This is a genomic window from Streptomyces sp. NPDC052023 (assembly GCF_044548465.1).
Lineage (GTDB): Bacteria > Actinomycetota > Actinomycetes > Streptomycetales > Streptomycetaceae > Streptomyces.
Genome location: NZ_JBIUBW010000013.1, coordinates 90,611 through 104,775, shown reverse-complemented (window position 1 = coordinate 104,775; position 14,165 = coordinate 90,611). Strand labels below are relative to the sequence as shown.

Annotated in this window: 8 protein-coding genes and 1 tRNA gene; 4 read left to right on the top strand and 5 right to left on the bottom strand. The window is 70.4% G+C overall.

Annotated elements, in window-relative coordinates:
- Positions 1 to 72 precede the first annotated feature (72 nt).
- Both ACIHCM_RS24820 and ACIHCM_RS24815 read left to right on the top strand, forming a co-directional pair.
- Positions 73 to 1,455, top strand: coding sequence for an NAD(P)/FAD-dependent oxidoreductase (locus ACIHCM_RS24820; RefSeq protein WP_399899650.1), 1,383 nt, complete (start codon positions 73 to 75; stop codon positions 1,453 to 1,455).
- 349 nt (positions 1,456 to 1,804) lie between these two features.
- Positions 1,805 to 2,464, top strand: a complete 660-nt coding sequence (locus tag ACIHCM_RS24815) for a hypothetical protein (protein WP_399899647.1) — start codon at positions 1,805 to 1,807, stop codon at positions 2,462 to 2,464.
- Between the two features lie 29 nt (positions 2,465 to 2,493).
- On the opposite strand, the gene ACIHCM_RS24810 is transcribed toward ACIHCM_RS24815, so the two are convergent.
- Positions 2,494 to 3,144, bottom strand: a complete 651-nt coding sequence (locus ACIHCM_RS24810) for a hypothetical protein (RefSeq protein ID WP_399899644.1) — start codon at positions 3,142 to 3,144, stop codon at positions 2,494 to 2,496.
- 265 nt (positions 3,145 to 3,409) lie between these two features.
- On the opposite strand from ACIHCM_RS24810, the gene ACIHCM_RS24805 reads away from it, so the two are divergent.
- Complete coding sequence (locus ACIHCM_RS24805) at positions 3,410 to 4,708, top strand: class I SAM-dependent methyltransferase (protein WP_399899641.1); 1,299 nt, start codon at positions 3,410 to 3,412, stop codon at positions 4,706 to 4,708.
- 59 nt (positions 4,709 to 4,767) lie between these two features.
- On the opposite strand, the gene ACIHCM_RS24800 is transcribed toward ACIHCM_RS24805, so the two are convergent.
- Positions 4,768 to 7,296, bottom strand: a complete 2,529-nt coding sequence (locus ACIHCM_RS24800) for an ABC transporter permease (RefSeq protein ID WP_399899639.1) — start codon at positions 7,294 to 7,296, stop codon at positions 4,768 to 4,770.
- A gap of 36 nt (positions 7,297 to 7,332) precedes the next feature.
- Complete coding sequence (locus tag ACIHCM_RS24795) at positions 7,333 to 8,133, bottom strand: ABC transporter ATP-binding protein (RefSeq protein WP_399899636.1); 801 nt, start codon at positions 8,131 to 8,133, stop codon at positions 7,333 to 7,335.
- Positions 8,134 to 8,540: 407 nt separating this feature from the next.
- On the opposite strand from ACIHCM_RS24795, the gene ACIHCM_RS24790 reads away from it, so the two are divergent.
- A tRNA-Leu gene (locus ACIHCM_RS24790) sits at positions 8,541 to 8,623 on the top strand.
- A gap of 637 nt (positions 8,624 to 9,260) precedes the next feature.
- Here ACIHCM_RS24790 and ACIHCM_RS24785 read toward each other — a convergent pair.
- Complete coding sequence (locus tag ACIHCM_RS24785; protein WP_399899633.1) at positions 9,261 to 10,307, bottom strand: zinc-binding dehydrogenase; 1,047 nt, start codon at positions 10,305 to 10,307, stop codon at positions 9,261 to 9,263.
- 209 nt (positions 10,308 to 10,516) lie between these two features.
- Positions 10,517 to 13,738 carry a cytochrome P450 gene (locus tag ACIHCM_RS24780; protein ID WP_399899630.1) on the bottom strand — a complete coding sequence of 1,074 codons (3,222 nt, stop codon included), beginning with the start codon at positions 13,736 to 13,738 and terminating at the stop codon, positions 10,517 to 10,519.
- Positions 13,739 to 14,165 lie beyond the last annotated feature (427 nt).

The window sequence follows — 14,165 nt, the reverse complement described above, 5'->3', positions numbered from 1 at the left end:
AGCACGGAGCCCGGATGTGCTTGTGAAGGGGCGCACGAGCTCCCCCTCAGAGGTGGGTGGATACTCGATGGCATGAGCACCACGGAGCGTCCCAGGATCCTCGTAGTAGGCGGTGGGTACGTAGGCCTGTACGCAGCTCGGCGCATCCTGAAGAAGATGCGCTACGGCGAGGCGACCGTCACGGTCGTCGACCCCCGGTCGTACATGACCTACCAGCCCTTCCTCCCCGAAACCGCCGCCGGCAACATCTCCCCGCGTCACGTCGTCGTCCCGCTGCGACGCGTGCTGCCCAAGGCGGAGGTGCTCACCGGCCGGGTCACCACCATCGATCAGGACCGCAAGGTCGCCACGATCTCCCCGCTGGTCGGCGAGGCGTACGAGCTGCCGTTCGACTACCTCGTCGTCGCGCTCGGCGCGGTCTCCCGCACCTTCCCGATCCCCGGCCTCGCCGAGCAGGGCATCGGCATGAAGGGCATCGAGGAGGCCATCGGCCTGCGCAACCACGTCCTGGAGCAGCTGGACAAGGCCGACTCCACGACCGACGAGGAGATCCGCCGCAAGGCGCTCACCTTCGTCTTCATCGGCGGCGGCTTCGCCGGCGCGGAGACCATCGGTGAGGTGGAGGACATGGCCCGGGACGCGGCCAAGTACTACACCAACGTGTCCCGTGAGGACATGCGCTTCATCCTCGTCGACGCCGCCGACAAGATCCTTCCCGAGGTCGGCCCCAAGCTCGGCAAGTACGGCCGGGAGCACCTGGAGAGCCGGGGCGTGGAGGTCTACCTCTCGACGTCCATGGACTCCTGCGTCGACGGCCACGTGGTGCTGAAGAACGGCCTCGAGGTCGACGCCAACACCATCGTCTGGACGGCCGGCGTCAAGCCGAACCCGGCGCTGTCGCGCTACGGCCTCCCGCTCGGCCCGCGCGGCCACATCGACTGCGAGCCGTCGCTCCAGGTCAAGGGAACCGACTACATCTGGGCCGCGGGCGACAACGCCCAGGTGCCCGACCTCGCCGCCCGCAAGGCCGGCGTGGAGAACGCCTGGTGCCCGCCGAACGCCCAGCACGCGCTGCGCCAGGCCAAGGTGCTCGGCGACAACGTGGTGTCCGGCATGCGGGGCTTCCCGCAGAAGGACTACAGCCACGCCAACAAGGGCGCGGTGGCGGGCCTCGGCCTGCACAAGGGCGTGGCGATGATCGTCATGGGCAAGATGAAGATCAAGCTCAAGGGCCGTCTCGCCTGGTACATGCACCGTACCTACCACGGCATGGCGATGCCGACCTGGAACCGCAAGGTCCGCGTCTTCGCCGACTGGACGCTCGCCATGTTCTTCAAGCGCGAGGTCGTCGCTCTCGGCGCGCTGGAGTCCCCGCGCGAGGAGTTCTACGAGGCGGCCAAGCCGGCACCGGTCGCCGCGGCCCCGAAGACCGAGGAGAAGGCGAAGGCCTCCTGACCTCAGGTCACCGGTGAGTCCGAAGGGGCTGCCCGCCATCCGTGGTGCGGGCGGCCCCTTCGCCGTGTCCGGAGGGGCCGCCCGCGGCACCCGGCCCGGTGTCGGCGAGGTGCTCTCCCCCGTACCAGGCGCCCCGTCGGCGAGGTGCTCTCCCCCGTACCCGGCGCCCCGTCAGTCAGGTGATCTCCGGGCCCGGCTACGCGGCATGTCCGGGCCAGGGTGGTACAGCAGGCATGTGAGCACCCCTCCACCGCCCGGTCCGCCGCCCGGCCCTCCGCCGGGCCCCCTGTACGCGAGCCGCGCCCCCGGCCCGCCCGAGAAACGGCGCCCCTGGTGGCGCAGGACTCCCGTGCTCATCGGTGCCGCTGCCGCCGTGGTCGCGATCGGTGCCGCCGTCGCCCTCGTGCCCGTTCTCGCCGGCCGTGACCGGGAGCCGGAGCCGATCACGACCGCCGCCGAGGCCCGGGACGTCGCGAAACGAGTGACGCTGACCCCGGCGGACTGGGGCTCCGGCTACGTCCGGAGCGATCCCTACGAAACGGACGACGTCACCCAGTACGTCGCCGACGACAGTTGCTACATCGTGGCGCAGCGACCGGCGACCATGCTGGCCGGTCTGCAGCGCAGTGCGCAGAAGTCGGATCAGTCGGTCGGCGCCACCTCGGGGGTCATCGTCCACCGGGACGCCGCCTCGGCCACGACGGACATCGCCAGGATTCGCGCCGACGCCCAGCGCTGCCGCACGGAACTGGACTCCACGAGCAAGCAGAAGTGGGAGGACGTTCGCGCCCTGGACCTTCCGCACCTGAAGGGCTCCGACGAGGTGGCGGGCGAGGAGGGGCACCTGGTCGTCGACCATACGGGCCTGAAGGCGGACACCTATTACACACAGCTCACCGCCCGCAAAGGGCAGGTCCTGATGCAGGCGACCGTGGTGCGCACAGGAAACCAGGGACACAACCGGGAGGACGCTGTGAACGCCCTCTCGGTCATGCTGGGCCGCCTTTAGCGGTGCCCGGGTCCGGGACGCGTCTCGGCTCACAAGGACCGGGTGGCCGCGTTGCTGGCCGACAGCTCGAGGCCGTTGAGGACCTGCAGGAAGTCGGCTTCCACCGCTTGCTGATCGTCCGTGGTGCCCAGGACCACCACCTGGACCATGTACTGGCCGAGGTCGACGAGGCGAGTGCTACCGGCCGTGCCGTCCGTGGCCGTGAGAGCCGCGTCGAGGGCCGGCAGTCCTTCGGCCGTGGTTCCTTCCTGGACGTCCTCGCTGCTGAGCGTGGCGCCGGAGGACTGGGCGGCGTCCTGGTTGTGCATGTCCAGCTGCTCCTGGAGAGACCCCGCCAGGTCCCATTCGGGACTGTCGTTCGACCCCTCGAAGACGGTGAATCTGATGAATCCGTAGTCGGTCGTCACATCGTAGACGCGAGCCTCGATGCCGTCGTCGTCGATGGTCTCGGTCTGCGCCTCCCCGGGCAGCTGCACCGTGACACCGCTCGCTGCGTCCGTGGTCTGCGTCCACTGCGCGGCGGCGTCGGTGCTGCCGGCAGCGTCGGCGACCGTCGTCGTGACGACGCCAGCGGGCGCAGCCGCCGCGAAGGCGCTGGTGGGCAGCAGCACGCCTCCGGTGATCACCGTGGTCGAGGCGGCGAGCAGTGCCATGCGCTGGAGCTTGGAAAGGCTGGTCATGCGAGATCACATCCAATGAGTCCAGGGAGGTGGAGTCGAACGTTTCGTTCTGTCTCCATTAGGGCGGGTCACCCCGGGCCGGGGCACGCCCCTTCATGTCGTGGCTTGACCGGTCGCACCCGCTCGGGTAACGCGGGAGTGTGACGGTTCGGCCAAGGTGTCGGCAGAGGCACCCGGAGGGGAATGACGTCGGCGTGCGCGGTCGTTTCCCCCGCCAGCGATGGAGACGAACCAGCGGGCTCATTCCTTTGACCGGAGGTGTGCCATGGCCGACGCCGCGTCGCGGCTGAGGAGTCTTGCCGAGCAGATGCTGGGAGCCCCGCTCCCGCTGAGGGTGCGGGCCTGGGACGGCTCGCAGGACGGGCCGCCGGAGGCGCCGGCCCTCGTCGTACGCAACCGGCGCGCCCTGCGCCACATGCTCTTCAAGCCGGGCGAACTGGGGCTCGCCCGCGCCTGGGTCGCCGGAGACCTGGGCATCGAGGGCGACCTGTACACCACTGTCGGTATCATCTCCGGGCTGGTCTGGGAGCGTGGGGAGGACGCCCGTGGTCTCGTCGAGGCACTGCGCGACCCCGACGTACGGGCGGGCGTACGGGAGCTGGTGAAGCTGGCCGGGCCGCCGATCCCGCCCGCCCCGCCGCGGGAGGAGGTACGCAGGCGCGGTCATCTGCACACCCGGCGCAGCGACAAGCGGGCCATCAGCCATCACTACGACGTCGGCAACGACTTCTACGAACTCGTCCTCGGCCCGTCGATGGTCTACTCATGCGCCTACTGGCCGGACGCCCGGAGCGACGGCACCCTGGAGTCGGCCCAGCGCGACAAGCTCGAACTGGTCTGCGCGAAGCTCGGGTTGACAGAGGGACAGCGGCTGCTGGACGTGGGCTGCGGCTGGGGTTCGATGGCCATCCACGCGGCACGCGAGCACGGGGTGAGCGTCGTCGGGATCACGCTCTCCCAGGAGCAGGCCGTGTACGCCCGCAAGCGCGTCGCCGACGAGGGCCTGACCGACCGGGTGGAGATCAGGGTCCAGGACTACCGGGACGTCGCGGACGGCCCCTACGACGCCATCTCCTCCATCGGCATGGCCGAGCACGTCGGCAGCGAGCGCTACCTGGAGTACGCGCGCGCCTTGTACGCCCTGCTGAAGCCCGGCGGACGGCTGCTCAACCACCAGATCGCCCGCCGCCCCCAGCGGGACGAAACGACCTACCGGGTCGACCCGTTCATCGACGCCTACGTCTTCCCGGACGGTGAACTCGCCCCCGTCGGCACCACCGTCACCCAGCTGGAGCGGGCCGGCTTCGAGGTGCGGGACGTCGAGTCGATCCGCGAGCACTACGCCCGCACCCTGCGGCGCTGGGTCGCACGCCTGGAGGCCGACTGGGACCGCGCGGTCCGCCTGACCAGCCCCGGCCGCGCCCGCGTCTGGCGCCTGTACATGGCCGCCTCGGCGCTCGCCTTCGAACGCAACCGCATCGGCGTCAACCAGGTCCTGGCCGTGCGGACCCCCGAGTCCGGCGCTTCGGGAATGCCGCTGCGTGCCCGCACCTGGAACAGCTGAATGACCAGGGGCCCCGCCTCCCGAAGGAAGCGGGGCCCCTGGTCGCCGTACACCCGGGACTACTCCGACTTGATCGCCGTGAGCATGTTCAGGCGCGCCGCCCGGCGGGCCGGCCACAGGGCCGCGAGTACACCCACGACCGCCGCCAGCAGCAGGAAGACCGCCATCCGGGTCCAGGGCAGGACCAGTTCGTACGTCGCCATCTTCGAACCCAGCAGCTCACCGGCCGCCCAGCCGAAGAAGACGCCCAATCCGATGCCCAGCACACCGCCGAACAGGGAGATCACCAAGGACTCCAGGCGGACCATCCGCTTGATCCCCCGGCGGTCCAGGCCGATCGCGCGCAGCATGCCGATCTCCTGGGAGCGCTCGAAGACGGACATCGCCAGGGTGTTGATGACGCCGAGGACGGCCACGATCACGGCCATGGCCAGCAGGCCGTAGAGCATGTTCAGCATCAGCGTGAACATCTGGGCGATCTCGTTGGAGAGGTCCTGCTTGTCCTGCACCTTGATCGCCGGGTTGGTGCCGAGGGCCTTCTCCAGCTTGTCGGCCACCGCGTCGGAGGGGCCGCCGGACGTCTTGACCATGACCATCATGTCGGCCGGGTCCTGCTGGTGCGGCGCGAGGGTCGCGGTGTCCAGCATGATCCCGCTGATCATGTCGTTGCCCTGGTAGACCCCGGCCACCGTCAGCCGCTGCTTCCTGCCGTCCTCGTAGGCGACGGTGAAGCTCGAGCCCGCCTTCCAGCCGTGCGACGCGGCGGTCTCGTCGTCGACGGTGACGTCCGTGCCGCCGACCTTGAACGAGCCCTGCTGGACCTCGAGAGCGGTCAGCTCACCGAAGGTGGCGCCGGAGACGCCGGTGAGGAACTCGGTCTCGCCGTCGATCCGGGAGACGGCGTTGCGCATCGGGCTGGTGGCGGTGACGCCGTCCGTCCGCTCCAGCTTCTCGGCGACGTCCGGCGACAGCGCGTTGCCGTTCGCCATGGAGACCACGTAGTCGGCCTTGATCGCGTCCGACGCCATCTTGTCGATCGACGTCTGCAGGCTGCCCGCCATCACCGTCATGCCCGTGATCAGGGTGAGGCCGATCATCAGCGCCGAGGCGGTGGCGGCGGTGCGGCGCGGGTTGCGCACCGAGTTCTGCCGGGCGAGCTTGCCGGAGACGCCGAACACCCGCAGCACCGGTGCCGCGGCCGCGATCAGCGGGCGGGACAGCAGTGGCGTCAGGATGAACACGCCGATGATCAGCAGGACCGCGCCGAGCCCCATCGGGGCCTGCCCGTCCGAGCCGTCCATCGTCGTCGCCGCGAGGACCACCGCGATGCCGGCCGCCGAGAACAGCGAGCCCAGCGTGTTGCGCAGCACCAGCGACTTGGTCGTCGCCTTGGCGTGCAGGCTCCCCATCGCCGCCACCGGCGGGATCTTCGCCGCCCGACGGCCCGGCAGCCAGGCCGCCAGCATGGTGACCAGGATCCCGACCGCGAGGGCGGCGCCCACCGTGCCCGGCGTGATCACCAGGGGGCCGTCCGGTACGGGCGCGTCGAAGCTGCCCATCAGGGAGCGCAGCCCGGCGCCGATACCGATGCCGGCCACCAGACCGACCACGGCGGCGACCGCTCCGACGACGAACGCCTCGATCAGCACCGACCGGGTGACCTGCTTGCGGGAGGCGCCGACCGCCCGCAGCAGCGCCAGTTCCTTGGTGCGCTGGGCGACCAGCATGGTGAAGGTGTTGGCGATGATGAACGTGCCGACGAACAGCGCGATACCGGCGAACACCAGCAGGCCCTGCTTCAGCCCGCTCATCGAGGAGGCGATCATCTCCGCCTGGTCGTCGGCGAGCTGCTTGCCCGTGGTGGTCTCCACGGCGCCCTTCGGCAACGCCTTGTCCAGTGCGGCCTTGAGCGCGGCCTGGGTGACGCCCGGCTCCGCCTTGACGTCGATCTCGTCGTACGTGCCCACCTTGCCGAACAGCCTCTGCGCGGTCGCCGTGTCGAACAGGGCGAGGCTGCCGCCTGCCGCGACATTGCCGTCGTCGGTGGTGAAGATGCCGGTGACCTTCGGCGTGAGGACGGGGCCGTCGACCGACAGCCGCACCGTGTCGCCGACCTCGTAGCCGGTGCGCTGCGCGGTCTCGGAGTCGATGAGGATCTCGTCCCGGCCCTTCGGGGCCTGGCCGTCGACCAGCGGGTACCGGGGGTCCTCGGAACCCCAGTAGTTGCCGCCCTGGGTGCTGAAGCCGTCGCCGATCAGCTTGCCGTCCTTGTCGGCGATGGCGGTGAATCCCTGCACGACACCGACCGCGGACGCCGCGCCGGGCACCTCGGCACTCCTGTCGAGCAGTGCTTCGGTCAGCTCGTGCTGCTTGCCGACCCGGTCGCCCTCGGCGTCCTGGAACCCGGGGCCGACCGCGACGTCGACATGGTCGAAGCCCTTGGCGGACTTGCTCTGGTAGGCGTCGGAGATGGTGTTCGTGAAGACCAGCGTCCCCGACACGAACGCCACGCCGAGCATCACGGCGAGGACGGTCATCAGGAGCCGGGCCTTGTGCGCGAGTACGTTGCGCAAGGCGGTGCGGAACATGGAAGTCTCAGTCCTGAGTCTGTGGGTGAGGGGACGTCAGCTGGTGCGGCCCTTGGCGTCGAACTCGGCGGTCCGGGGCGTTTCCCCGGAGAGATGCAGCATGCGGTCGAGGACCGAGTCCGCGGTCGGCCCGTACACCTCGTCCACGATCCGGCCGTCGGCGAGGAAGACGACGCGGTCCGCGTACGCCGCCGCCACCGGGTCGTGCGTCACCATGACCACCGTCTGGCCCAGCTCACGCACGGAGTTGCGCAGGAAGCCCAGTACCTCGGCGCCCGCGCGGGAGTCGAGGTTTCCGGTGGGCTCGTCGCCGAAGATGATCTCGGGGCGGGAGGCCAGGGCGCGGGCGACGGCGACGCGCTGCTGCTGACCGCCGGAGAGCTGGGACGGGCGGTGGCCGAGCCGGTCGGACAGGCCGACCATCGCGATCACGCTGTCCAGCCACTGCCTGTCCGGCTTGCGCCCGGCGATGTCCATCGGAAGGGTGATGTTCTCCAGGGCGGTCAGCGTCGGCAGCAGGTTGAACGCCTGGAAGATGAAGCCGATCTTGTCGCGGCGCAACTTGGTGAGCTGATTGTCCTTCAGGGAGCCGAGCTCGGTGTCGCCGATGCGCACCGAACCGGAGGAGAAGGTGTCCAGGCCGGCGACGCAGTGCATCAGGGTGGACTTGCCGGAGCCGGACGGGCCCATGATCGCGGTGAACTCGGCCTGCCGGAACTCGACGGAGACCCGGTCCAGGGCGACCACCTGGGTCTCGCCCTGTCCGTAGATCTTCGACAGATCCGTGGCGCGCGCGGCCACGGTGGTGGTCCGGCCGGCGACGGGTGTGGTGGTCACGGGGTGGCGCTCCTGTCGGGACGACGGGGTGGTTCTTGGGACGTGCTCCATCGTCTCGGCCGAACGGCGCCATGTAGTCAGCCGCTGTTCCGGTTCCCGGGGCAGTCTCCAGTCGCACTGCGGGTGCCCGCGTCATACCTGGGGATGACGGGCGGGCCCTACGGGATCCCCGGCCGGGAGGACCTGCCGGAAACGGGTGGAGCCACCTCGTTCGGGCGGTGAAATTCCGTCATTCCGCATGCGCGGGCGAGTCTCGCACGTAAGGCTGTTGGCAAGTGCGGACGGCGCGTACCGAGTGCTGATGCACCCTCAGGCGTCAATAAAATAAGACAACATGGGGCCGCCCTTCCGCTGTTCGGGGGATGCGTCCCGATAGGCTCGGGACCTCGACGCGGAGCCCATGGCCTGCCCGGATGGTGGAATGCAGACACGGCGAGCTTAAACCTCGCTGCCCCTCGCGGGCGTACCGGTTCAAGTCCGGTTCCGGGCACTTCCGAGGAAGTGGTGGCTGAACTAGCGAAAAGGCCGATTCGCAGGTCGCTCCATCGTGTCGCTGGCGCACGGCCCCCTGATTTGCCGTCATGGCGTGGCCGGGCTGAGCAAGTCCGCCGCCCAGTACTGGGCGTGATGTCGATGAGTGCTGCGCCGCACCCCCGACGACGAGCCGACCCCGCAGTCCAGCGGCGGCCCGGCGGGGGAGGAGCGCCCCGGGGGGGGGCGTGCCAGGCCCGGCCGTCGACGGGACCGCGGGGGAGGGGCCCCGGCGACGTCGACGAGGAAGGTCGACGTACTCGTCGAAGCCGCCCGGACCGAAGAGGTCGACGATCTCCTTGGAGTCGCTCGGCAGCGGGGTGTCCGGATCGGTCTCGACGGCAGGTCATGGGGTTGTCCGGCGGGGCCGGCTCGGGCGGTGACGGTGGCGGCCAGGGCGGTGTGAGGGCTCCGGCCTTCGGCCCCGCGGTCCTGCCTCTGCGGGCCTTTGGTGACGGCTGATCGCCGATGCTGATGAACGCGGGCGCTGGTGGACCCGGCGACCGGGTGCGCCAAGCCGTGGGCGCCGGTGCTCCCTCACGCACCGGCGCCCACTCACCCCTGCCCGAGGTGGCTTGGTGTCCTGCTGACAGGCGTCAGGGGACGAGGATGAGGCGGATCGGGTCGCCGATCTTGTTCTCCAGCCGGTGGACGGCGTCGGCGGCGTCGGCGAGCGGGATGTGGGCGGTGATGGAGGGGGCCAGGTCGAGACGGCCGACCTCGGCGAGGCGGACCAGCTCGGTGACGGACTCGGGGCTGCCGCCGTAGTGGCCGCGCACCTGCTTCATCATGTAGTTGAAGGTCAGGCCCTCGGTGATGGTCAGCGGCCTGGGGCTGATGCCGACCAGGATGAGGGAGCCGCCCAGGCCGAGCACGGAAGCGGCCTGCTCGCGGACGGCGGGTACGCCGGCGCAGTCGAAGGCGAAGTCCAGGCCCCGTCCGCCGGTGGCCGCGCGGACCTGGTCGGCGAAGTCGTCGGCGGCGGGGTCGAGGGCGTAGTCGGCGCCGAATTCCAGGGCGCGTTCGCGGGCGCTGGGCAGCGGGTCGACGGCGATGATCGGTGCGGCGCCGGCCAGGCGGGCGAGGCGGACGTTGTGGGCGCCGACTCCGCCCACGCCCCAGATGCCGACGGACTGGGCGGGGCGGACGCCCGCGGTGGTGACGACGGCGGCGTAGGGGGTGGAGACCGCGTCGGGGATGATCGCGGCCTGGTCGAAGGGGAGGTTGTCGGGGATGGGGACGAGGGTGTCCTCGCGGGCGATGGTGTACTGGGCCCAGCCGCCGTCGTAGTCGATGCCGGCGGTGCGTATCTGGGTGCAGGGGCGGGTGCGCACGCAGCCGACGCACTGGCCGCAGGTCTTGCCGGCTTCCAGGGTGACGCGGGTGCCGACGGTCAGGCCCCGCTTGAGGTCGGGGCCGAGGGTGTGGACCACACCTGCGACCTCGTGGCCGACGGTGACCGTGTCGGAGGTGGCGAACAACGGGACGAGTGAGCCGTCGAGCAGGTGGACGTCCGACAGGCAGACGCCGGCGGCCTTGACCTCGACGAGGACCTCGCCCGGGCCCGGCACGGGGACGGGAACCTCCTCCACGGCGAACTTCTTGCTGTCCAGGTGGAAACGTCCGGCGAGCATGGTGTCCATGGTGATCCTCTGTCTTCCTTGGCAAGTGCTATGTCGATCGGTCCGTTTGCCGGGCGTGCTGCCGGGGGACCGCGGTTCGGCCGCTGTGTGACGGGGCGTCGGCGGCTCGGGCCGAGGGGAGCCGGGTCGGTCTCCCGGCGGGTGTGGTGGCCGGGAGGCGTGCGGGGGAGGAGGATGGACCCGCACGTCTCCCGGCGGCTGGGGGGGGGTCAGGCGAAGACGTCCTGCTGGTAGCGCTCGTCGGCCTCCAGCTGGGCGAGCCACTGCTGGGCGGTCTCGTCGTCGGCGCCGGTCCGCTCGCGGTAGATGGCCGCCAGGGCCTCGCGGACGGCGGGTGCCATGCGGCGGCCGTCACCGCAGACGTAGATGTAGGCGCCGGCCTCGATGGCCTGCCACACCGTGTCGGCGGCGTTGGCTATGGCGTTCTGGACGAAGCGGGCCGGGTGGCCGGTCACCGCGGAGTAGGCGGTGTGCACCTGGGCGATCCCGGACCGCTCCCAGGACTGCATCTCCTCCTTGTAGAAGTAGTCGTGCTCGGGGTGGCGGCAGCCGACGAACACCTGCGACAGGCCCACCTGGGTGCCGTTCGCGTGCTGTGTCGCCCGCTCCTCCAGGAAGCCGCGCAGCGGTGCGATGCCGGTGCCGGGGCCGATCAGGATCAGCGGCGTGGCGGGGTCGGCGGGCGGGGCGAAGGTCGGGGAGGGCACGCGCACATAGCCGTAGACGACGTCGCCCTGCTCGAGGCCCGCGATGTAGGAGGAGCAGGTGCCGCGGTACTGGCCGTCGCCGGACAGGGCGGGGCCTTCGAGGAGGCCGACGGTCAGGCGCACGTGGCGGGGGTTGGCCTGCGGGGCGGAGGAGATGGAGTAGAAGCGCGGGCGGATCGGGCCCATCATCTCCAGGAAGACCGCCAGCGGCAGCTCGACCGCCGGGAAGCGCTCCAGCAGGTTCAGCACCGAGACGCGCTTGCCGAGGATCTCCTGCTGGTAACGCTCCTCGGCCTCCTGGGTGTCGGCGGTGTACGCCTGGAGCTGCGGGCGGGTCCACGGGCACTCGGTGTGCTCGGCGAGCGTCTGGATCTGGGAGCGGGTGGCGACGTCCTGCAGTTCCAGGAACTCGGTGAGCAGGATGCCGGCGGTGACCGGGGTGCCGACCGGCAGGTGCGTGCGGCCACCGGCCGGCTGCTCCAGCCGGAGCACCTGGTCGTACTCGACGCCGAGCCGCCTCAGCGCGCGCTCCACCAGCGCGAGTTCGTTCTTGGCGAAGACGGCCAGGTGGTTGCCGGTGTCGTAGGTGACGCCCTCGGGCAGCTCGATGGTGATGGACTTCGCGGACGGGCGCGGCGGCTCGATCTGGAAGTCCCACAGGCCGGTGGCGTCGGCCACGAGTTCCTCGTTGGCCACCACCGTGAGGGGGTAGGCCTGCTCGGAGACGATCGCCGGGCGCACGTCGGACTCGCTGAGCAGCTGGACCTGGTAGCGCGGGCCGCTGGCCTCGGAGGTGTCGGCGGCGTACTCCTCGGCCAGGGTGGCCCACAGGGTGTCCATCCACCGCGTGGCCATGCCGTCGAAGTCACCGGCGGCGTCCGCGATGCCGCGCTCGATGATCGGGGTGGCGCCGGCGGCGAGCAGGCCTTCCTCGATCCGCTTGGGGAAGGCCTGGTAGGTGGCCACCCACTGGGTGTTGCCGGCGCCCAGCAGCGCGAACCGCACGTTTTGCAGGGAGCCCTCGGGCAGTCCGGCGGCGAGCAGGTCGTCGAAACGCTGCGCGTTGTCCGGCGCCTTGCCGTTGTAGCTGGCGGCCACCACGGTGAGCAGGCCCTCGGTGGGCAGGTTGTCACCCAGCTCGTCCAGGCTCACCAGCGTGGTGCCGAACCCGGAGCGCTCACCCCGGTCGGCGATGGTGCGCGCCAGGTCCTCGCAGGCGCCCAGGCTGGAGCCGTAGGCGACGGTCAGGTTCACCCCGACACCGCTGACCGCGGCCTGCGCCTGCGTGTCGCCGGTCTGCACATCCGCGACGCCGAAGACGGTCCGCTCGTGCTCCTGCCGGCGGCGCACGACCAGCTCGAAGCCGCCGGGCTTGCGGGTCAGCGCCTCTTTGACGTCCATCTTGTAGTCGCCGGGGTCGGAGAACTTGAACTTCTGCAGCACCAGCGCCAGGGCCAGGCGGGCCTCGGTGAGCGCGAACTGCCGGCCGATGCAGGCGCGTACGCCGTTGCCGAACGGCTTGTAGGCGTGCGGGTGGTGCTTGGCGCGGTTCTCCGGCAGCCACCGGTCGATGTCGAACTCGTCGGGACGGTCCCATGCCTTGGGGTGGGTGTGCAGCGGACCTTCGATGATGTTGACCCGCGTGCCCTTCTTGAGCTGGTAGCGGCCGCCGATGACGGTGTCCTCAAGCGGCGCCTTGCCGATCATCGGGATGGGAGCCCACAGGCGCAGCGTCTCGTCCAGGATCCGCGGGATGACGTCCATCTGCATGATCGTGTCGTAGTCCGGGACCGTGTCACCGGGCATCAGCCGGTCCACCTCGGCATACGCCTGGGCCAGCACGTGCGGGTTGCGCATCAGCGAGTACGTGGCGAACGACAGCAGGCCGCTGGTGGTCTCGTGGCCGGCGATCAGGAACGTCAGCACCTGGTCACGGACGTTGTCGTCGGCCAGCGCCTTGCCGGTGTCCGGGTCGGTGGCCTCCAGCATCAGGCCCAGCAGGTCCTCCTCACCGCCGCCCTTCCCCTCGCGGCGCTCCTTGATGACGCTCTCGACCAGGTCCTGCATCATCTGGATGTTCCGGCGGTACTTCTTGTCGTCCGCCTTGCGCATCTTGGTCATCATCGGCAGCTCCTGCGAGCGCCGCAGCGACTCGATCAGGGCCTCCAGCAGCGCGTTGAGGAAGGGGTGCAGCTCCTCCTTGGCGAAGGAGTCGAACCGGTAGCCGAACCCCGACAGGGCGATGGTGTCGAGCGTCAGGCGGGTGTAGTCGTCGGTGATGTTGACCGGCTTCCCCTCCCGGCGCTCCCACTTGCCCGCCAGGTTCTGGGCGATCTCCAGCATCTGCCCGAAGTACGCCTTCATGGCCCGCTGGCTGAACGCCGGCAGCAGGACACGGTGCGCCATGCCCCATTCCTCTTCGTGCTGGTGGGCCGTGAACAGGCCGGCGCCCGCGTAGTCCCGGACATGGGCCAGCGGCGTCTTGTCGATCTGCTTGAAGAACCGCGTCTCGTCGCTGACCTCGGCCACCAGGTCCGGGTCCCAGACGAAGACCTGCTCGATACCGGCGATGTCCATGCCGTAGAGGCCCTCGGGGAACTGCTTGGCCAGCTCACCGAAGTACGCCACCGGATTGGTGCTGGGGATCTGCGGCGTGTGACCGAGCAGGGGAATCCCGCGCGGGGAGCGAATGGGGGTGAGGGCCGATTCCGACTGCGTGGTCATGTGCTTGCTCCTGAGTGCTGTGCGGAGAGGGGAAGCGGGCAGGTTGCCGGTCGACGCCGCGGTGTACGCGAATCCACACCGAACCGGTGCGACAGCGTGGCCGTTCGGCTTGCCGGCCGCCGGGAACCGCTGCGTTCCCGACAACCTCAGCTTCCGTCGGGGGACACCCCCCGGGCTCCGCCGCGCACGACAGGGATCCGGCCGTTGTCTGTCGCCGGACGACAACGACGGCCTTCGCGCACCGGACGGCCGGCCTGCGGCTCAGGCGACTTCGCCCAGGAGTCGGCGCGCGGGAGGACGGCGGCTTCCCGCCGTCAGTGGATCTGGCTCAGGAGTCGGCGCGCGGGAGGACGGCGGCTTCCCGCCGTCAGTGGATCTGGCTCAGGAGTCGGCGCGCGGGAGGACGGCGGCTTCCCGCCGTCAGTGC

Excerpts from the sequence above, each read along its gene's own strand:
- ACIHCM_RS24820 (WP_399899650.1), top strand. The coding sequence starts at position 73 with ATGAGCACCACGGAGCGTCCCAGGATCCTCGTAGTAGGCGGTGGGTAC.
- ACIHCM_RS24810 (WP_399899644.1), bottom strand. The coding sequence starts at position 3,144 with ATGACCAGCCTTTCCAAGCTCCAGCGCATGGCACTGCTCGCCGCCTCG.
- ACIHCM_RS24805 (WP_399899641.1), top strand. The coding sequence starts at position 3,410 with ATGGCCGACGCCGCGTCGCGGCTGAGGAGTCTTGCCGAGCAGATGCTG.
- ACIHCM_RS24800 (WP_399899639.1), bottom strand. The coding sequence starts at position 7,296 with ATGTTCCGCACCGCCTTGCGCAACGTACTCGCGCACAAGGCCCGGCTC.
- ACIHCM_RS24785 (WP_399899633.1), bottom strand. The coding sequence starts at position 10,307 with ATGGACACCATGCTCGCCGGACGTTTCCACCTGGACAGCAAGAAGTTC.
- ACIHCM_RS24780 (WP_399899630.1), bottom strand. The coding sequence starts at position 13,738 with ATGACCACGCAGTCGGAATCGGCCCTCACCCCCATTCGCTCCCCGCGC.